Raw genomic sequence first — 18666 nt, forward strand, 5'->3', positions numbered from 1 at the left:
GAATGGAAGAAAAGTTAATGTCCAGGAAAAAACCTTCCTTTCCTGTAAATGACCGTTTACATAAATATTTGGAGAAATATAACAGAGCTACTACAATCCATGTTTTTTATGACGATCTGCTTAGATTTTCTGGATCCATTGTTGTTTACGATCAAAATGATGAAGATACACTTTGGGTGCGTTGCTATTATTCTGATAGCGAGCGTGTAGAAATTGATGAATCTTTAAAGCAAGTTTATACCATTTTGCATTCCGATGGGAGTGACGATTCTTTGCCTTATCTAAATATTGATGCTATAGATTATTGCACTTTTGGAAATTCTAAACCCTTCAGAATTCGGGTAAGAAATACTCTAAATGATAGTTTTACTTATTTTTATGTAAAAATAGCAGATGCTTCCAGGATTTATGGTTTAGAGTTCGAACACATACTCTCTCCAAACAGGATCAATTTTCTGGTATATAAAGAAACCTTAATTGAGGAGCATATTGCTGGAATACCAGGAGATGTTTTTATTCAGGAGAAATTGCCACTATGTAATGATCGCGCCAAAACCCAGATCGCTAAACAATTTGTGAAATTTAATGAACGATGTACCATTCGTTTGTTAGGCGATATGCGTTCTTACAATTATGTAGTGATCCCAACCCACGATTTTGATCATGTGGAATATACTATTCGGGCTATAGATTTCGATCAGCAGTGTTATGAAGGTAATTTAAAAGTGTACCGTCCGCAATTTTTTAAGGAGAATTTTAAGATGGTTGAGTTGGTAACCGAAAAATTAGAAAGTAGTTCTATTGAACAATATAGAAAGGAAGAGCGCTCCTTACTTGCTAAGCGAATGATCAATGCACAATCCCGTTTTAAGGAATTGGTTAGGTGTATGATTAACGATCATGTTTCTACTCCTAAAAATGTTAAGATGCTTAGAAAAGACCTCTATTTATTTACCAATGATATGAAATTTAAGAGAGCTAAGACAATGGGGCAAATCTTAAGAACTGCATTGGAATTTGTAAAAAGAAATTACGAAAATGTAAATATAAAGAAGAGAAGAGTTTAACTCTTTTCTTCTTTATTGAAATAAACTAAGTAGTAATACATTTGCTTTTCTTCGTCCCAACCTTTTTCAATAAATTTTTGAGCAGATTCCGGATTGATAAAATCCATTTTAATCTGAATATTGGTATCTAGATTGATAGTATTCTTAATAGATTTTCTTGCTGAAGTTACCGCTGCATTCGCAATTGGGAACTCAGTAAGATCTTCAATCTTATATTTTGGTGCCTTCTCTTGTTTGTAATTTTTGAATTCTGGAATAAGATCTGGATTATCTATTACAGAACTTAAAAAGTTGTTTTCTTCAAAGGAGTCATTTTTTGCAAAATAATCTACACTTCTGTTCATAAACATTACTTCCTCTTTTTTGTCTTCAGCAGGAAGAACTACATCTTTTGCGAAGTTCTGGCAAAACTTAAGATATTTCTTTGTGTAGAAATTTTCATCTGCCAACACATCAACCCCTAAGAAGTTTTCTAACCAATATTTAGTGTCATATCTGTTAGAATCTACAGAAAGGATCTTGTAGCCTTCAGCTCTATTTTTATTGAAGATCAAGGCTCCTTTATCCATTTTTTGAAGATTGATCCCTTGCTGAATTACCATTTCTAACAAAGAACCTTTTTCTTGAAACTGAAGGAAATCATGTTTTAATTCAGATTTAAAGATCCCAATTGCTGAAACCTTTTCATTATCCAAAAGCATATTTTCAAAATAAACAACATACACTTCTCCACTTTTGATATGAGGATGGGAAGATTGCTCAAATAACAAAGTTGTTATTTTCTTTGAAACCTCATGTACTGTATCTGGAGCATCAAAAATTTGATTTGTAAAATTATATAGCTCGTTGAATTCTAGATCTGTTTCATGAGTAAACTGGTAATAATTCTCTTCCTTTTCTCTGAAAGATTTTAAAAAATATTCTTTGATCAATGGAGTAATTTCATCATTCAGCTCAAAAGGAGCACCAGAAAGGAAAATATTTTCGTTTCTACTTTTGTTCCCAACTCTATGAATAGAAAGAGATTCAATTTGCGCATTATATAGATTGATCATAAGTAATATTCAGATATTAATAATGAAAGAAAAGTTTAGTGCTTGGTTTTCAGTAATTGAGTGAACATTAGGCCAGAAAAGTCACCCTGAGCCTAGCCGAAGGCTTAATTCCAAATATCGTCATAAGACAGGTCATCAAAATTATCCAGATCTAAATCGGAGTCTTCATCATACTCATTCTTATCGGCTACAAATTCTTTGTCTGGTGCATCGGCAGGTATTTGTCCATGGACATACATTAGGTTTGGATAATCACGACCATCTTCAATTTCAGCAATATCTGCCAATTCAATAAGGAAAGTCCACATGCTTAGGAAGTCGTAAACATAGATCAGTTTTCTTTGATTCTTGGAAACTACGCTGTCTAAAGTGGTTTCATTCATTAACCTAACAGAATCGAGTTCTTCGCCAAGATCGAACTGAGATATTTCTTCACCCTGATTCCATTCATCGTCACTAATATAAAAAGCGGCCATTTCATTTCCATCAAAACCAAAAGCATTCACGATAGAGTTATGAAAATCCTCCAAGGTGTCCTCTTCTAAAATTTCAATATCTCTAAAAACGTCATCCTGTGCATCCAAAATAACTCTAAATCTATAAACCATTATGATAATTTTTGTGGGGGCAAAGTTACAAACTTTTTATGCGAATAGGAGCACGCAAAGCTTCCAATAATATATAAAACTGTACCCCAAATAATAAGGTTGCAATTACTAGATGTAAGGGCTGAGATAAAGCTGGAAAGTCGAAATTATACATTGCGATCCCAGTGATAATTTCTAAACCAATAATAGCTAATACCCAATTTACTTTAGTGAATCCTAATTTTAATTTTTTGTTTTGCCACCAGATAAGGAGGTTCAAAACAAGGACTAAAATTGAAAAAGATCTATGGATGTAGAATATAACCGAAGGTTCGGAAAGCCATTGCTCTGGCATGCTATAACCAATAATTTTTATTTGTTCATCTACAAATTCTCTTACCTGTGTTCCCAGAATTATTTGAATTAATGTCAAAATAACAGCATAAAACGTGAGATTCCTGAAGCTTTTTAGCCCAATTTTAGTTTGAGATTTGGCCTTTGAAATATGAAGCAAATACAAAATGAGCGCAACAATAACGAGAGCCATTACCATGTGTATGGTGATCTTAACAGGGGAAAGGACAGAATATACTACTGTTGCCCCTAGCCATCCTTGAAAACCCATTAGAAATACAGATAGCCATGAAAACAAGGTGATCTTCTTGTTTTCTCGCCAGTATTTTAAAGATAAAAATGCCATGATCAAAACTGCAAGCCCAGCCAAAGCCCCTAACAACCGATTTATATATTCTATCCAGGTATGCCAAGGATTAAAAATCGCATAATCGTGTTTGGTATATTTAACCCAATTCTTTGGGTTATATGAAGATCCGGTAGTGAAATCTGTTTCGGCAGTCATTAAGCTTTCATCCACGATGATAACCTGACCTTTTTTGTAAGTTCTATCTGCTTGAAACTGAAGCTCAGTGATCTCAACTGGAGGAATATAATATCCGAAACATTTTGGCCAATCCGGGCAACCCATCCCAGATCCTGTCATGCGGACAATCGCTCCGGCAACGATTACCAAGTAAACCAGAATCAGCGAGATTTTTATAAATTTTCTATACACTTTATATGAATTAAGCGTTAAATGTTACTTTTGAATATTATACATAGATGTCAGTCGATAGTTTCGTATTCAATATTTATTAGTCTTTCGAATGTCAGGTTGAGCATTTCGACTTCGCTCAATACAGGATAAATTCGAAACCTAAATTTTATATCCCAATAGTTCTCGGCTGCGCTCTAATTGACAAAAGAACTATTTTGATGGTATTAATCAACTAGTAAGTTTCAAAAAATTAACCTACAGATTTTAAACCAAGCTTTTTTCCTTTTTTTAGCATAAAGGCTTTGGCAGCCTCATATTCATTTGGAATTTCTCCTTCTAAAATTGCTTCTTTTATAGCCTCTTTAATAATTCCAATTTCTCTGGATGGCTTTAAATTGAAAAAAGCCATAATCTCTTCACCAGAAACCGGTGGCTGAAAATTACGAATATGGTCTTTCTCTTCAACTTCTTTTATCTTCTCCCTAACCTTTTTAAAATTGTTATGGTATTTCTTAAATCGTTTTGGGTTTTTGGTGGTGATATCTGCCTCGCAAAGTGTCATAAGATCTTCAATATCGTTACCAGCATCAAAAACCAATCTTCTTACTGCAGAGTCGGTTACATTTTCATCTGAAATAACAATAGGCCTGGAGCTCATTAAAACGAGTTTCTGCACCAGTTTCATCTTATCATTCAATGGCATTTTCATTTGCTTAAAAAGCTTGTAGACCATCTTAGAACCTACAAATTCGTGCCCATGAAAGGTCCATCCAATCTTTTTATGAAATTTCTTGGTTGGCGCTTTTCCTATATCATGTAATAGTGCTGCCCATCGCAACCAAAGGTCATCTGTGTTTTCAGAAATATTATCTACCACTTCCAGCGTGTGCCAAAAATTGTCTTTATGTTTTTGCCCCTCAATTTCTTCAATTCCTTCTAAAGCAGTTAACTGCGGAAAAATTATAGGCAAGAGACCCGTTTTATGCAACAAAGCGAATCCTATAGATGGTTTTTCTGAAAGAAGAATTTTATTGACCTCGTCTATAATCCGCTCTTTAGAAATGATCTTGATTCGGTTCTTGTTCTTAGAAATTGAAGCCAATGATTTCGGTTCAATTTTGAAATGAAGTTGAGTCGCAAAGCGTATTGCTCTTAACATCCTTAAAGGATCATCAGAATAAGTGACATCTGGATCTAGAGGAGTTTGAAGTAGTTGTTGTTTTAAATCTTCGATACCGTTAAATGGATCTACTAAGTCTCCAAAATTTGCCTCTCCTAAATTCAATGCTAAGGCGTTTATAGTAAAATCCCGTCTTCTCTGGTCGTCCTCAAGACTTCCGTTTTCTACAACCGGGTTTCTACTATCCTCTGTATAACTTTCCTTTCTGGCACCTACAAATTCGATCTCTAGATCGAAAGCTCTAAGCATTGCAGTGCCATAGGTTTTAAAAATCTGGATCTTGGGATTATTGGGTAACAACTTGGATACTTCAGTTGCTAAATCAATACCACTTCCAATCGCAACGATGTCTATATCTTTTGGTTCTCCACGATCAAGCAGAAAATCTCGTACAAATCCGCCTATTACATAACTTTCCAGATTTAAATTCTCTGCTGCTTGAGAGATGATCTTAAAAATGGGATGTTTTAAAGCTGACTTGTAGTTTGTATTTTTAGGCATATCTTATTGTCGAATCACTTTAACACTTCCATCTTTACCAATTTTGATAATAGAGGAGGGTTGGTCTGATGTTTTTGAATGCTGCAAATTTACTATATAGTCTACACCTTTTAAAATTTCCGGGCTTATTTGAGAGAAAGATTTTGGAGTTGGCTCTCCACTAATATTTGCAGAGGTAGACACCAATGCTTTTCTGAATTTATAGATCAATGGTTCGCAGAATTTATCGGCTACCACTCGAATTGCCAAGGTTTCATCTTCTGCAATTAGATTATTTGCAACTTTTATAGGATCATCGTAGATGATGGTGGTAGGCTTAACCGCGAAATCTATTAGATCATATGCTATATTGGGAATTTTATTTACGTACTGTTCAAGCATCTTCACAGAGTTAACCAAACAGATCATCGCTTTTTTTTCCTCTCTTTTTTTGAGCTTGTAAACTTTTGCAACTGCCTCCGGGTTTGTTGCATCGCAACCAATTCCCCAAACTGTATCTGTTGGATATAAGATTAACCCTCCCTTTTTTAAAACTTCAAGAGTGTTTTCTATTTCCTGTTTTATATTATTTTCCATTGAGAACTAATTTATATTCTTGTAATGTTTTTGTTGCCATCATTTCAGTAGTATACTTTTCATGAACATTTTTATATGAAATAGTTATGAATCTCTCGATCAACTCTGGGTTGTTTAATAGTTCGAGTATGTGATTTGCGAGTACTTCGTAATTCCCCGAAGGAGCCAAAAATCCATTTATTCCATGCGCTATGATTTCTGAAATACCCCCAACATCTGTACTTATTACAGGGACTTTGTTTAGAAAAGATTCATAAATAAATTGTGGAATACCTTCACTTTTAGAGGTAACCAAAGAAATATCAAATTGAGGAATTAGAAAAGATGCATTTGGAATTACATTCGTTAAAGTGATATAATCAGATAGATTTAATCTTTCTATTTTTTCAATAAGAGCAGGGGTTTCTGTGGTATAATTACCAATCTGAACAAAATGAAAGTCTTTAATCCCCCTTTCGTGTACTAAATTATAAGCAACTTTAATAAAAGTATCTAGATCTTTCGGCCAATTATGATTCGCAATATTTCCAATGATCCGTTTATTTGCTTCGATGTTAAATTGATCTTTTAAGTCTATTGTATTATTAGAATTGTAACCCTTGACATTTGTACCATGATAGATTGATACTAATAGGTTGGGATCATTCACATTCGTTTTAGTAATGGCTTTAGTAGCCTCAGAAACACAAAGTATTTTTTTTATTTTTCTATAATTGTATTTATAAAGTGTTTGTCTTCGTGACCTTATTGGAAATGTGGTTTTTTTACTGAAGATAAATGAGGGCAAATTATATAGATGATCTGCCATAATACATAAGGTTAAGGCCGTACTATCATGAATATGTATGAGATCAATTTTTTGCTTTTTACAGATTTCAATCAATTTAAAACAGAATCTTAGATCCATTTTGAAATTAATTGTAACAGTTTCAAAAGATATTCCTGAATTTTGAAGCTTTTTATAAAAAAGGCCATTTTTTAAACATAAAATAGTATTCTGTGTTGAAGGAGATATTTGATGAAGCTCATTGCAAAGGTTCTCTATATGGTTCTCACCACCACCCCAACTTTTCACTGCGGAGATATGAAGGATTTTCATGAAAGATTTACTTTTCGTATTGTAAAATGCGGCTGCGGTAATTGAATCTGCAATTTGAAATATCTAGATAGGTGTCACTATTTCTACAAAATTACATATTTAAAGCTCAATATATTAAAGTTCTTTTTCAATGTTTAGAAATACAACTGAAAAATATAGGCTAGGTATAGTTATGGCTGAAGCTATTAAAGATGGATTCGCCAATATTAAAAATAGATTTAGAAAATTTAAATAGAGCTGAGAACTATTTCTTTTGATACTCTCGTTCAATAATTGGTTTCCAGAAATCTGTGACCTTAGGCTTGTCGAACCCATGACATCCAAAGGGTAGTTCATTATTGTTCATTTTTAATGACAAAGCTGGTTTTCTGTCCATCGCAAACTTCAAAGCTTCTTTATAATTTGGGATAGAGAAATCACTAAAAAGGGTTGGAACTTTTAAAGACCAGAATACGTCTTCTATAGCATAAATTTCATGTTTTTTTTCAGTTAGTTGGATCTTAATGTCATTTTTTAATTTTTCTGATATTTTAAAAAAAGTTTTTGTCTTCCGTAAAGACAAACCTCCATTACCAACTTTAAAGAAAATAGGTTTTCTTCTCTTTATACTTTTAGAATTAAACGGTTGAAGTATTTTAGAGATAATCGAATTAGTAGCAATCCATGGGGCTCCAATATAATCGTATCCTTTATCGCACCAGGAAATAAGCTCATTCCGAAATATAAAAGCATCTAATTGATGAAGTAGGATATAATCATATTTTAAAAATCGCTCATAAAAGTGGCTTTCCAACATAAGCTTATTATATCCTTGGATGTCTTGGAAATAATCAGGGTCGAATTCCTCTATTTTCACACCTGATCTTTGATATATTGGATTTAGCCCACTGGGGCAAGCTAAAATGATATCATAATCACCTAAAATTTTAACGCACTGGTTTAGAGAGAATTCTTCAGTTTTGGATAATTTATTTTTGTAAACGGGGATTACAATAGCAACTTTCATTTTGTCAATTCTGATTGGGTCACGAATATAATATTAAATTTGGAGTATAAATTTTGGGATGAAAATTAAATTAGTACAGCTTTTTAAGGATCGTAGGGGAAATCTAATTTATTTAGAAAATTTTAATTTGGGAGCATGGATAAGGAAAGGTGCTAGAAATAAATTAAACTTTTTGATCTTGATGTAATGATGATTGATATAAAATTATTCAAAATACCAGATATCTTTTTAAACAATGCGTTTAAAAAAGAGAACCCGTTTTATCAATAATTTAAGAGAGAAAAACAAGCTTAATAAATTACTGTTTCCTTTTTATGATATTGCAAAGTCGAATGTTGATTTAATTAATTATGTTAAGTTTGCAGCTTACAGAACTACTGGTTTTTATATAAAAGACGATAAATCAAAATTTTTCAATTAAATTTTGTGTTTAAAATCTTAACACTTGATAAGGGAATATAATAAATTAGTTTTGAATTAATTATAAATGGATATGGATTACGAAAATAAACCAGAAGGTTATTACAGCAACATTCGTTTTGAAATGTTGAAATATTTGCCGCTGGATACAAATGCAGTAATTGATATAGGATGTGGAGACGGCTCTTTTGCCCAAGTTATCAAAGAAAGGACCAACGCGGAAGTTTGGGGTATAGAATACATGAAGGGAGAAGCACTTAGGGCAGAAAAAGTGCTAGATAAAGTCTATTTTGGTCCTTGTGAAGACCATCTTGATAAATTACCAAAACATTATTTTGATGTTGTTTATTTCAATGATGTGCTCGAACATCTGGTTGACCCATATACGGTTCTCGAAAAAATAAAAACCCTTCTAAAACCTGATGGGGTTGTTATAAGTTCCATTCCCAATATACGTTATCATAATGCAATTATTAAACTATTGTTTAATAAGGATTGGGAATATGAGGGATCTGGAGTAATGGATAAAACACACCTGCGATTTTTTACCAGTAAAAGTATATTAAAAATGTATGATCGTTTAGGTTATAAAGTTAAGGTTCACGAGGGAATTAATAAGAGTAGATCTCTTAAGCCTTACCTTTATAATATTCCTCTTTTGTTCACTCAATTGGATATACGTTATCTCCAATATGCCACCGTGGCAAGTTGTAAATAATTTTCGGAAAAGATAATTTTAAAAATGAAGATTGTCATTTCAAATAATTACCAAGGGTCAAAAGATAAGATTCTTCAATTAATTAAAAATTTTAATCGCAAGGGTATGCATGTCAATGATGGCAAGCGTAATAGTATTAAAGTATTTGACTTAATTGGAATTAAGATCAATATTAAATCTTTTAAGATTCCAAATGCAATTAATAAGTTAGTTTATAGGTTTTTAAGAAAATCTAAAGCAGAGAGATCTTTTAGTTATGCCCAAACTTTAATATCTAAAAAAATTGGCACACCGCTTCCTATCGCTTATGCTGAAAATAACTCATCTGTCCTTTTTAATGAGAGTTATTATATAAGTGAACATTTGGAATACGACCTAACTTATAGGGAACTTGTTACCAATCCAGAATTTGAGGATCATGAGCAGATATTGCGTGCCTTTACCCGTTTCACCTATAAACTTCATGAAAATCAAATAGAATTTTTAGACCATTCTCCTGGAAATACTCTTATTCAGATTAAAGAGAATGCTTATGATTTCTTTCTTGTAGATTTGAATAGGATGAATTTTAAACAAATGAATTTTGATGATCGCATGAAAAACTTTTCCCGTTTAACTCCAAAAAAGGAAATGGTGGAAGTTATGGCAAACGAGTATTCGAAATTAATTGAAAAGGATAGTAGCGAAGTATTTGAGAAAATGTGGTTCTATACCAAAAAGTTTCAGGAGAATCATCTCAGAAAAAAAAGGTTGAAGAAAAAATTCAAACTATAGTGTATACCTAAAGACTTAGCTTGTAGAAGGTCTAAAAAAGGAAATCAAAATCTATATTATAAATAAAAGTTATGTTTCAACATTATATTCTTACCCGCTTTAACTTAAGAGCTGAAGACTGGACTACCACAAAAAATAATGACAAAGTCCTTACAGAAGAATGGTTAGAAGAGCGTTTTGACCTTTTTGAAAACTATTGCTTTAGTTCTGTAAAGAATCAAACCAATCAAAACTTTAAATGGTTAGTCTTTTTTGATACTAATACACCGGAGGTTTACAAGCAAAAAGTGGAAGAATATAGAAAGTCTTACGAGAATTTTTTACCCTTTTTTATTGATGGAATGACTAACTTTTTGCCTGAAATCGTTAAGAATATAAAAGAACTCGATTCCGAAGAATACATTATTACCTCTCGTCTAGATAATGACGATTGTATCCACGAAAATTACACAGAGGTTATCCAAAGTTATTTTGAAAAACAAGATCATCACGCACTCGATATAATTGATGGCTATACCTTGGAAACAGGAAAAAATACTCGATTGGGTGTTCTAATGAAATTGAATAATCCTTTTATTAGTCTTATAGAAAAGAAGGATGATTTTAAGACAGTTTGGTTTAGAGAACGTCATGGTTCCTGGAAGTATGAGAAAAACATGACCAAAATTAAAAATCAGAGACTTTGGTTAAGTGTTATTCACTCCAAAAATAAGGTGAACAGATTTTCTGGTTACGGTAATGTAAACCCTATAAAACTCTATGAATTCCATATTTCAAAGGAAAGAACTGCAGAGATTATTGAAAGTTTAATCAGCTTTAATTCTTGGAGATTTCTGAGCTTTAAAAACAGATTGAAGTTTACTTCTAAGCGGCACTATAAAGATCTTAAAACTTATATTGGTGTTTATAAAAAATAGCTATTTAAGCTAGTAGCCAATTTCAGCAGCTGAATTATCTTAATTTATAATTTGAAATAATTTAGCTGTTTTCTCACTTTGAATTTCCTAATCAAATTGAGAGGTTTCTTTTTTAGATAAGATCTATCGCTATTTAAAAACTCAATACAAGTATTTATTACTCGTTGGCTGGATTTTCCATCGGAGTAGGGGTGAGTAACATCAATATAATTCTGAATTGCTAGCATTACAGGTCGCGGTCTGCTTAAAGCTTTGGTAATGGCGTCTTCAATTTCAGAAACTTCAGCAATATCAATAAAATGTTCACCGGGTTTATTGTTTTTGAAAGTGACCACTGGTTTCTGCTGAAGAATGAATTCTGTAATGGCCGAGGTTGTGTCAGAAAACATTATATCTGCCTTTTTAAAGAGGGGTATTATATCTGTGGTATCGTAATAGGTTAGATTTTCATTCTGTATGGCTTTGAAAATTTCAATCTTATCCTTAGCCAGTTTTGGATGTAAAACAACCTTGAATTCCCATTTTCCTATTTTAGATAATCGTTCAATTTCATTTACTACCTCTTCGTCATACGTCAAACTATATTTAGGAGAGAAGGTAGAGGAGATTAATATTACCGGTTTTTCGATAGAATTCCTCTCTATAGGGAACAATGGGTCTACTTTAGACCATCCTGTTTCTATCACTTCAAAATGCTTGTGTTGTTTCTGTAATTCTTTGAAAGGTCCTGTGGTAGAAGGTCCTTGGGTACAATAAAGATCAAAGAATCCTCTAATTCTGAAATGGCCTTTTTTAAAACTATGTTTATTCGCTAAAAACCCGTGAAAAATCTGAACTTTTATTCCTGGTATAAAATCTGCCAAACTATCGGTAATTGTTAATACAATATCCGGTTTATAAGAAATCACATCTTCTATAGAATCTAGCAGTTCTCCTTGTTCCGGAAAATATACTTTGGTATATTCTTGATCTGAAAACCACTTCACTTCATATCCTTGCCTCAAAATTTCTTTTTGAAGTGGACCACCTATAGGCAATGCGTAAGTATGACTTATATAAATTAAAAAACGATAATTCATTTACTGATAAGGGGTTATGAAATTTAATAGTTTCTTTTCAAAATAGGAAGGCTGAAATAGATTATACAATTCTTTTGATTTCTGTTTCACTTCTTTAGCGGAGTACTTATCAAACAACTCTGGGTGATAATCTTTTATGTGAACAGAAATATTTGTTGTACCATTTTCATACATACTCCAGTTTTCTTTAGGAACTCCTGGTGAGAATATCGCAAAGGTAGGAACATTTAAGGCCTTGGCCATATTTACAGCACCGCCCTCATTTCCTATTAAGGCATCACAATGAGAGGTTAGTGCCAAAAATTCTCTAAGATCGTGTCCAAAGCTCTTTAAAAAAATCGATTTTTGAGTGTGAGCATTACACAGCTCATAAACTTTTAATGCATCTTCTTTTTGTTTTGGAATATAATTGAAAAGGAATTGTGCATCTGTTTTTGCTGCTATTAGATCTAAAATTTCAGCTAAATACTTAAAAGGGAATGTTTTAGAATCGGTGCTTCCCAATACAGAGATCATCAATAATAATTTACGATCAACAATTCCTGCTGAAGCTAAGCTTTCCTTGGCATTTGATCTTTCCTTTTCCGTTAAGTAAATCTTGGGCTTAATTTCCTTAGGAATGTTTTTTAGAATAGGTTCTAACATCCTTAAGCGCTTTTCTATCGCTGGTCCTGCGTTGGTTTGTGATGTGATATTTCTACTGAAATGATGGGTATGAAAGGGCTTTGTGTACCACTTTTTAAAAGAAACTCGAATACTTGCTCTGGAATATTTAGAGGTGATTGCAGATCCCAACATAGCATAAACATCTATCACAGCATCATATTTCTCCTTTTTCACCTCTTTCAGAAAAGAGGTGAATTGAATCGCTTTTTTGGTGTTTTCATCAAAATGAAGGATCTTATCTATAAACGGATTATGCTCCAGCACGGGTGTAGTATGGGCATAAACCAGATAATGTAATTCTGCATTGGGATATTCATTTCTAAGTGCTTCAAAGAGTATAGAAGATGTTAAGACATCTCCTATCATTTTCTGTTGAATCACTAATATTTTCATTGGGGAATTTTTTGAGGAAAACATCTTTTTTTAAACAGCTACATTATATTCTCTCAAAGCATCATTTAAAGACGTCTTTTTATTAGTGCTCTCTTTTCTTTTTCCGATGATTAATGCACATGGAACCTGAAATTCACCTGCAGGAAATTTCTTGGTATAGCTTCCCGGGATCACTACAGATCTGGAAGGAATATATCCTTTAATTTCTTTAGGTTCTGTTCCTGTAACATCTATGATCTTAGTGGAACCTGTAAGTACTACATTTGCTCCTAGAACAGCTTCTTTTTCTACTCTTATTCCTTCTACCACGATACAACGCGAACCAATAAAAGCATTGTCTTCAATAATCACCGGGGCTGCTTGTAGAGGTTCAAGAACTCCTCCAATTCCAACTCCACCGCTTAAATGAACAAACTTACCAATCTGAGCACAACTACCAACAGTTGCCCAAGTATCTACCATAGTTCCTTCATCTACATAAGCACCAATATTTACATAACTCGGCATTAAGATCACTCCACTAGAAATATAGGCCCCATGTCTCGCAACTGCATTTGGTACTACACGAATTCCTTTTTCTTTATATCCTCTCTTAAGGGGCATTTTATCATGATATTCAAAAATCCCTGCTTCTAAAGTTTCCATTTTTTGAATAGGGAAGTAAAGCACAACCGCTTTTTTAACCCATTCATTAACCTGCCAACCCTTAGCTGTAGGCTCAGCGACTCTTAATTCTCCTTCATCCAAAAGATTGATCACTTTCCTAATGGCATTTATAGTGGATTCTTCTTTTAATAGCTCCCTGTTTTCCCAGGCTTCTGATATTTGAGTTTCTAATGATTGCATTGTATATAGTTTTTAGCAAATATAACTGCTTCACACCAATTTTTGGATGCATAGGGATATAAACCTTACCTTTGCTTAAAATTTACTATGGCAAGAATTTTGGCCTTGGATTATGGTACAAAACGTACGGGCATTGCAGTTTCTGATGAAATGAAAATTATAGCTTCAGGTCTCACTACTGTTGATACTAGAGAGTTAATGAAGTTTTTGGAATCTTATTTTATTTCTGAAAATGTGGAATTAGTTCTTATAGGGGAACCTAAGCAAATGGATAATTCTGCTTCGCAAAGTGAAGTTGCAATTTCAGAATTTATCAAAAAGTTCACGCTGAAGTTTCCAGTGATGCAATTAAAAAGAGTGGACGAACGCTTTACATCAAAAATGGCAGTTAAAACCATGATAGATAGCGGACTAAAAAAGAAAAAACGACAAAATAAGGCCTTAGTAGACGAAATAAGCGCAACCATAATTTTACAGTCTTATTTATATTCTTAAAAATTCAATATCAAACTTTCAATATTTATTTTAAAATGATTTTACCCATTATAGCCTACGGAGATCCTGTGTTAAGGAAGAAGGGAATTGAGATCTCGGAAGATTATCCAAAATTAAAAGAATTTATTGCAAACATGTGGGAAACCATGTATGAGGCCGCCGGAGTTGGTTTAGCAGCACCGCAAGTAAATAAAGCTATTCGATTGTTTATAATAGATGCTTCACCATTTGCAGATGACGAAAATATTAGTGAAGAAGAAAATGCACAACTCGCAGAAATGAAAATGGTTTTTATCAATCCAAAGATCATTGCTGAAGAAGGGGAAGAGTGGGCATTCAATGAGGGTTGCTTAAGTATCCCAGATGTTAGGGAAGATGTTTTTAGAAAACCTACCATTACAATCGAATATTTGGATGAGAATTTTAAATCTCATACAAAGACATTCGAAGGAATAGGAGCAAGGGTAATTCAGCATGAATATGATCATATTGAAGGGATCTTGTTTACAGATAAACTATCCAGTCTAAAAAAACGTTTAATTAAAGGAAAATTGACAAATATCTCAAAAGGAAAAGTACATGCTGATTATAGAATGCATTTTCCACTTATGAAAAAAGGACGTTAATCCTTTTGATATTAAAAGCAGAGATGTGATATTTGTCAGCCAAAATTTATAACACAATATGGGTTTAGAAAAAATTTTATCAATTTCCGGAAAACCGGGATTATATGAGTTATCAGCACAGACTAGAGGTGGTTTTATCGCTAAATCTATTATAGATCAGAAAAAGATCGCAGTGAATGTGCGGCATAACGTAAGTTTATTAAGTGAGATCGCTATTTATACATATACTGAAGAAGTTCCTTTAGGTACTATTTTTCAGAAAATGTTTGAAAAGGAAGATGGAAAAGAAGCAATAAGCGCGAAAGCTTCAAAGAAAGAATTAGAAGCTTATTTTTCTGAAGTCTTACCAGATTACGATTCAGATAGAGTATATCAAAGCGATATTAAAAAAGTGATCCAATGGTATAATTTATTGATCAGTAATGGATTTACCGATTTTTCTGTAGAGGAGAAAGATAAAGCAACTTCAGAAGAAAAAACTACTTCTGGCGAGGAGGAATAAATTACAGATTTTATCATATAAAAAAGCAGCTTTAAATATTTTAAAGCTGCTTTTTTATGCTATTTATTGAAATATTTCTCTTCAGAAATAAATTCACAATTGTATTTTTACAAAAAGCATCATTATGAATACAAGACAAGATCAATTAAAAGCTATAGACAGACTTTTAACTATAATGGATGAGCTCCGGGCAGAATGTCCTTGGGATAAAAAACAAACTATGGAGTCTCTGCGGCATCTTACCATAGAGGAAGTTTACGAGTTGGGCGATGCCATATTGGACAATGATTCTGAGGAAATAAAGAAAGAACTGGGCGATATTCTATTGCATATTGTGTTTTATGCAAAGATTGGAAGCGAGAAAAGTGAGTTTGATATTGCTGATGTTACAAATAGTATCTGTGACAAGCTTATTGAACGGCATCCACATATTTATGGAGATGTAAAAGTAGCAAGTGAAGAAGAGGTAAAACAGAATTGGGAAAAACTAAAACTAAAAGAGGGTAAAAAAAGTGTTTTAGAAGGAGTTCCTGTTTCCTTGCCTTCCCTAGTAAAGGCAAGTAGAATTCAAGAGAAAGTAGCCGGTGTAGGATTCGATTGGGAAGAACCCCAACAGGTCTTTGAAAAACTAAAGGAAGAACTAGAGGAACTACAGCACGAGGTGGATGTAGCCGATAAAGATAAAATGGAGGCTGAATTTGGAGATGTGCTGTTCTCTATGATCAATTATGCCAGGTTCCTCAATATAAACCCGGAAAATGCTTTAGAACGTACTAATAAAAAGTTTATAAAACGTTTTCAGTATCTTGAAGGCAAAGCACATGAAAGAAATACGCCATTACGCGATATGAGTTTGGCAGAAATGGATGTTTTTTGGGAAGAAGCTAAGTCCCTTTAAAAATAGGCTCAAATACAAAAAGGCGAAGTTTTAAAACTTCGCCTTTTTAATTATAAAATAATTTTCTGTTAATATAAAGACTTCACTTTTTGTAATTTCTCTTTCCAGATAATTAATTGCTCTTTATGCTCTGCTATATTCTTGTGAACTGCCTGGACTAAAGGATTATCGTTATCTACATTAGAAAAGAATTGCAAGTTGTTCTCTAACTGACGGATCTCTGCCTTTGTTTCTTCCACTTTTTTGCTCAAGAAATAATGCTCATTTCGCAATTTTTTCTCGTCATCGGAATCATTAATAGCCTGAATTTTATTTTCATACTTCATCATCTCAGCCTTGGTATGATCTACATCCAGTTTAGAGAATAATTGATCCAGGACTTTATTGAATTTCCCTTCAATAAAACGTTTATTATAAGGTACTTTTCCAATATTCTTCCATTCTTCTATAGCCGCTTTTATCTTAGGGAGATCTTTTTTCTTATCACCCTCAAATTCCATAGCTTTTAAAGAATCTAATAATTCTTTTTTCTGATCGAATGCTTTAGATTCTTCCTCATTTTCTTCATTACTTGATTTATGAAGTTTGTCGAAAAAATGATTACAAGCAGCTTTAAACTGTTTCCAAACCTTATCACTATCCTTCCTAGGCACATGTCCAACCTTTTTCCAGTCGGTTTGTATCTTTTTCATCAAAGGCATAGTCGCCTTAAGATCTTCGTTATCCTTATTATCTTCTGCAATCTGAATTAGCTCTTTTTTCTTATTGAGATTTTCATATTGCTCCTTTTTCAAGGATTTGTAGTAGGCATTCTTATTACGATTAAATTGTCTTACTACTTGTTTAAAAGCACTCCAAGTGGCTTCATTCTTTTCTCTTGGAACTTTACCAGCATCAAAAAAGGATTGTCTTAAAACTTCTATCTCCTTTATTTTTTGTTGCCATTGGTTATGTGAACTAAAATTAGTTTCTGCAGTTGCCTTTAACTTTTCTATGATCTCTTGTTTTAACTCAAGATTTTTTTCAAATGTCTTTTCTAGATCATCATAATAGGACTGTCTTAGGTCATGAATTTTACGTGTAGCTTCACTAAAACGATCCCAAATATCGTCCCTGAATTCTTTTGCAACAGGGCCAAGTTCTTCCTTCCACATTTTGTGCAGCATTTGTAATTCCCTTAACGCACGATTGGTATCTGTTTCAAGAGTTAACTCTTCTGCACGGTCTATGATCTTTAATTTTTGTTCTAGATTATGTTTAAAATCCATATCTCTAAAATCCCTGTTGAGATGAAGGAAATCATAAAAATTCTCAACGTGGTGATGGTAAGTGTTCCAGACCGTATTGTATTTATCTCTAGGAATAGCACCTGCAGTACGCCATTTGTCCTGTAATTCCTTGAAATGTTTATAGGTTGTGTTTATATTTTCTTCTACTCCCAAAAGACCTTTCAGCTCCTCTATGATCTCTAACCTAAGATTTAGATTCTTATTAAGATCTTGTTTTAGTTGCTGATAGTACTTGTTTCTTTTTTCTTTATAATCAAAATATATAGAATTGAACTCCTTTTTAATTGGGGTAGAATAATGGAAATCTATAATATTTCCACCATCTGCTAGAAATTCTTCTTTTTTCTCTTCTAGTTCTTCATCGAACTTAGCATTGAATTCAGCTTTAATTTCTTCAACATGCTCCTTTATTGCCTGAATTTTCTGAGACTTTATAAGTTGTTCCAGTTCTGCAACCAAGGCCTCTTTTGTCATTGCATGGAAATCCTTCTTCTCAATTCCGTGACGTTCCGTAGTTGTTTCGTCCTCGCTATCTTCTGCTACAGAATCTTCAAATTCAGATTGAACACTTTTCTTTTCTGTTGATACCGGAGTTTCCTCTTCTTCATCTTCCAGATCTTGATCTTTGCTAAGTTCGTGTTCTTTTTCTTTAGTTTCAGAGGACTTGCCAAGAGTTTCACTTTCATCTACCATTGCGTTCTCCAATTCGTACTTTTCCTTTTCTGAAGTAGTTTGTTTGGATTTTTCAGAATCTGAAAATGAATTTTCCTTGGATTCATCTTCATTGCTCTCCTTGTTTTTTTCTGAAGTAATGTCTTTGCTAGCGGAAGCAATTATTTCAGAAGTGTTTTTATCTTCTTTTGGGAGGTCGTCATTCTTCATGTTTTCATTTTCTTGCTGAGACATATTTTTCAATGT

At 33.1% G+C, this 18666-nt stretch carries 19 protein-coding genes; 8 read left to right on the plus strand and 11 right to left on the minus strand.

Annotation, left to right across the window (positions count from 1 at the left end):
• Nucleotides 1-2 precede the first annotated feature (2 nt).
• Nucleotides 3-1067: a hypothetical protein gene (locus tag ES724_RS10695; protein ID WP_146932851.1), complete on the plus strand. Its 1065-nt coding sequence runs from the start codon at nucleotides 3-5 to the stop codon at nucleotides 1065-1067.
• Here the strand turns inward: ES724_RS10695 and ES724_RS10700 are convergent.
• The 7 genes from ES724_RS10700 to ES724_RS10730 form a co-directional block, all read right to left on the minus strand.
• Nucleotides 1064-2122, minus strand: a complete 1059-nt coding sequence (locus tag ES724_RS10700; protein ID WP_146932853.1) for a nucleoid-associated protein — start codon at nucleotides 2120-2122, stop codon at nucleotides 1064-1066. The genes ES724_RS10695 and ES724_RS10700 overlap by 4 nt on opposite strands.
• Nucleotides 2123-2226: 104 nt before the next feature.
• The gene (locus ES724_RS10705) at nucleotides 2227-2730 is read right to left on the minus strand and encodes an IS1096 element passenger TnpR family protein (RefSeq protein WP_146932856.1); all 504 of its coding nucleotides are present in this window, start codon (nucleotides 2728-2730) and stop codon (nucleotides 2227-2229) included.
• A 25-nt stretch (nucleotides 2731-2755) separates the two neighbouring features.
• The gene (locus ES724_RS10710; RefSeq protein WP_146932858.1) at nucleotides 2756-3781 is read right to left on the minus strand and encodes a COX15/CtaA family protein; all 1026 of its coding nucleotides are present in this window, start codon (nucleotides 3779-3781) and stop codon (nucleotides 2756-2758) included.
• A 232-nt stretch (nucleotides 3782-4013) separates the two neighbouring features.
• Nucleotides 4014-5444 (minus strand): CCA tRNA nucleotidyltransferase, encoded by a 1431-nt coding sequence (locus ES724_RS10715; protein ID WP_146932860.1) that lies wholly within the window; start codon nucleotides 5442-5444, stop codon nucleotides 4014-4016.
• A gap of 3 nt (nucleotides 5445-5447) precedes the next feature.
• On the minus strand, nucleotides 5448-6020 hold the full coding sequence (locus ES724_RS10720; RefSeq protein ID WP_146932862.1) for an L-threonylcarbamoyladenylate synthase: 573 nt from the start codon (nucleotides 6018-6020) through the stop codon (nucleotides 5448-5450).
• On the minus strand, nucleotides 6010-7119 hold the full coding sequence (locus ES724_RS10725; protein WP_146932864.1) for a glycosyltransferase family 4 protein: 1110 nt from the start codon (nucleotides 7117-7119) through the stop codon (nucleotides 6010-6012). The genes ES724_RS10720 and ES724_RS10725 overlap by 11 nt, the downstream gene beginning before the upstream one ends.
• Nucleotides 7120-7363: 244 nt before the next feature.
• Nucleotides 7364-8125, minus strand: coding sequence for a DUF5672 family protein (locus tag ES724_RS10730; RefSeq protein ID WP_146932866.1), 762 nt, complete (start codon nucleotides 8123-8125; stop codon nucleotides 7364-7366).
• Nucleotides 8126-8618: 493 nt separating this feature from the next.
• Here ES724_RS10730 and ES724_RS10735 point away from each other — a divergent pair, with 493 nt between their 5' ends.
• From ES724_RS10735 to ES724_RS10745, 3 genes are all read left to right on the plus strand, one after another.
• A complete protein-coding gene (locus ES724_RS10735; protein ID WP_146932868.1) occupies nucleotides 8619-9263 on the plus strand; it encodes a class I SAM-dependent methyltransferase in 645 nt (214 codons plus the stop codon).
• 105 nt (nucleotides 9264-9368) lie between these two features.
• The gene (locus tag ES724_RS10740; RefSeq protein WP_246136860.1) at nucleotides 9369-10037 is read left to right on the plus strand and encodes a lipopolysaccharide kinase InaA family protein; all 669 of its coding nucleotides are present in this window, start codon (nucleotides 9369-9371) and stop codon (nucleotides 10035-10037) included.
• Nucleotides 10038-10108: 71 nt separating this feature from the next.
• Nucleotides 10109-10954, plus strand: a complete 846-nt coding sequence (locus tag ES724_RS10745; protein ID WP_146932872.1) for a glycosyltransferase — start codon at nucleotides 10109-10111, stop codon at nucleotides 10952-10954.
• A gap of 44 nt (nucleotides 10955-10998) precedes the next feature.
• Here ES724_RS10745 and ES724_RS10750 read toward each other — a convergent pair whose 3' ends face one another.
• From ES724_RS10750 to ES724_RS10760, 3 genes are read right to left on the minus strand one after another with little or no spacing between them, the layout of a single operon-like run.
• Nucleotides 10999-12033 carry a CDP-glycerol glycerophosphotransferase gene (locus ES724_RS10750; protein ID WP_146932874.1) on the minus strand — a complete coding sequence of 345 codons (1035 nt, stop codon included), beginning with the start codon at nucleotides 12031-12033 and terminating at the stop codon, nucleotides 10999-11001.
• Nucleotides 12034-13092, minus strand: a complete 1059-nt coding sequence (locus tag ES724_RS10755) for a glycosyltransferase family 9 protein (protein ID WP_146932876.1) — start codon at nucleotides 13090-13092, stop codon at nucleotides 12034-12036. It abuts the gene before it with no gap.
• A gap of 30 nt (nucleotides 13093-13122) precedes the next feature.
• Entirely contained in the window at nucleotides 13123-13938 is an 816-nt protein-coding gene (locus ES724_RS10760) for a 2,3,4,5-tetrahydropyridine-2,6-dicarboxylate N-succinyltransferase (RefSeq protein WP_026839012.1), read from the minus strand.
• An 87-nt stretch (nucleotides 13939-14025) separates the two neighbouring features.
• Here ES724_RS10760 and ruvX point away from each other — a divergent pair, with 87 nt between their 5' ends.
• The 4 genes from ruvX to mazG all read left to right on the plus strand — a co-directional run bounded on the left by ruvX (nucleotide 14026) and on the right by mazG (nucleotide 16459).
• Nucleotides 14026-14433, plus strand: a complete 408-nt coding sequence (gene ruvX, locus ES724_RS10765; protein WP_146932878.1) for a Holliday junction resolvase RuvX — start codon at nucleotides 14026-14028, stop codon at nucleotides 14431-14433.
• 35 nt (nucleotides 14434-14468) lie between these two features.
• Nucleotides 14469-15059 carry a peptide deformylase gene (gene def / locus ES724_RS10770; RefSeq protein ID WP_146932880.1) on the plus strand — a complete coding sequence of 197 codons (591 nt, stop codon included), beginning with the start codon at nucleotides 14469-14471 and terminating at the stop codon, nucleotides 15057-15059.
• Nucleotides 15060-15117: 58 nt separating this feature from the next.
• Entirely contained in the window at nucleotides 15118-15561 is a 444-nt protein-coding gene (locus ES724_RS10775; protein ID WP_146932881.1) for a DUF5606 family protein, read from the plus strand.
• 124 nt (nucleotides 15562-15685) lie between these two features.
• Nucleotides 15686-16459: a nucleoside triphosphate pyrophosphohydrolase gene (gene mazG / locus ES724_RS10780; RefSeq protein ID WP_146932883.1), complete on the plus strand. Its 774-nt coding sequence runs from the start codon at nucleotides 15686-15688 to the stop codon at nucleotides 16457-16459.
• A gap of 68 nt (nucleotides 16460-16527) precedes the next feature.
• Here mazG and ES724_RS10785 read toward each other — a convergent pair whose 3' ends face one another.
• A complete protein-coding gene (locus ES724_RS10785; protein ID WP_146932885.1) occupies nucleotides 16528-18654 on the minus strand; it encodes a DUF349 domain-containing protein in 2127 nt (708 codons plus the stop codon).
• Nucleotides 18655-18666 lie beyond the last annotated feature (12 nt).

Origin of the sequence: Gillisia hiemivivida (assembly GCF_007997295.1) — a bacterium.
Taxonomy (GTDB): Bacteria; Bacteroidota; Bacteroidia; order Flavobacteriales; family Flavobacteriaceae; genus Gillisia; species Gillisia hiemivivida.

Bases quoted from the DNA above. Each gene is read 5' to 3' on its own strand.
- ES724_RS10695 (WP_146932851.1), top strand. From the start codon at position 3: ATGGAAGAAAAGTTAATGTCCAGGAAAAAACCTTCCTTTCCTGTAAAT.
- ES724_RS10700 (WP_146932853.1), bottom strand. From the start codon at position 2,122: ATGATCAATCTATATAATGCGCAAATTGAATCTCTTTCTATTCATAGA.
- ES724_RS10705 (WP_146932856.1), bottom strand. From the start codon at position 2,730: ATGGTTTATAGATTTAGAGTTATTTTGGATGCACAGGATGACGTTTTT.
- ES724_RS10715 (WP_146932860.1), bottom strand. From the start codon at position 5,444: ATGCCTAAAAATACAAACTACAAGTCAGCTTTAAAACATCCCATTTTT.
- ES724_RS10720 (WP_146932862.1), bottom strand. From the start codon at position 6,020: ATGGAAAATAATATAAAACAGGAAATAGAAAACACTCTTGAAGTTTTA.
- ES724_RS10725 (WP_146932864.1), bottom strand. From the start codon at position 7,119: ATGAAAATCCTTCATATCTCCGCAGTGAAAAGTTGGGGTGGTGGTGAG.
- ES724_RS10730 (WP_146932866.1), bottom strand. From the start codon at position 8,125: ATGAAAGTTGCTATTGTAATCCCCGTTTACAAAAATAAATTATCCAAA.
- ES724_RS10735 (WP_146932868.1), top strand. From the start codon at position 8,619: ATGGATTACGAAAATAAACCAGAAGGTTATTACAGCAACATTCGTTTT.
- ES724_RS10740 (WP_246136860.1), top strand. From the start codon at position 9,369: ATGCATGTCAATGATGGCAAGCGTAATAGTATTAAAGTATTTGACTTA.
- ES724_RS10745 (WP_146932872.1), top strand. From the start codon at position 10,109: ATGTTTCAACATTATATTCTTACCCGCTTTAACTTAAGAGCTGAAGAC.
- ES724_RS10750 (WP_146932874.1), bottom strand. From the start codon at position 12,033: ATGAATTATCGTTTTTTAATTTATATAAGTCATACTTACGCATTGCCT.
- ES724_RS10755 (WP_146932876.1), bottom strand. From the start codon at position 13,092: ATGAAAATATTAGTGATTCAACAGAAAATGATAGGAGATGTCTTAACA.
- ES724_RS10760 (WP_026839012.1), bottom strand. From the start codon at position 13,938: ATGCAATCATTAGAAACTCAAATATCAGAAGCCTGGGAAAACAGGGAG.
- ruvX (WP_146932878.1), top strand. From the start codon at position 14,026: ATGGCAAGAATTTTGGCCTTGGATTATGGTACAAAACGTACGGGCATT.
- def (WP_146932880.1), top strand. From the start codon at position 14,469: ATGATTTTACCCATTATAGCCTACGGAGATCCTGTGTTAAGGAAGAAG.
- ES724_RS10775 (WP_146932881.1), top strand. From the start codon at position 15,118: ATGGGTTTAGAAAAAATTTTATCAATTTCCGGAAAACCGGGATTATAT.
- mazG (WP_146932883.1), top strand. From the start codon at position 15,686: ATGAATACAAGACAAGATCAATTAAAAGCTATAGACAGACTTTTAACT.
- ES724_RS10785 (WP_146932885.1), bottom strand. From the start codon at position 18,654: ATGTCTCAGCAAGAAAATGAAAACATGAAGAATGACGACCTCCCAAAA.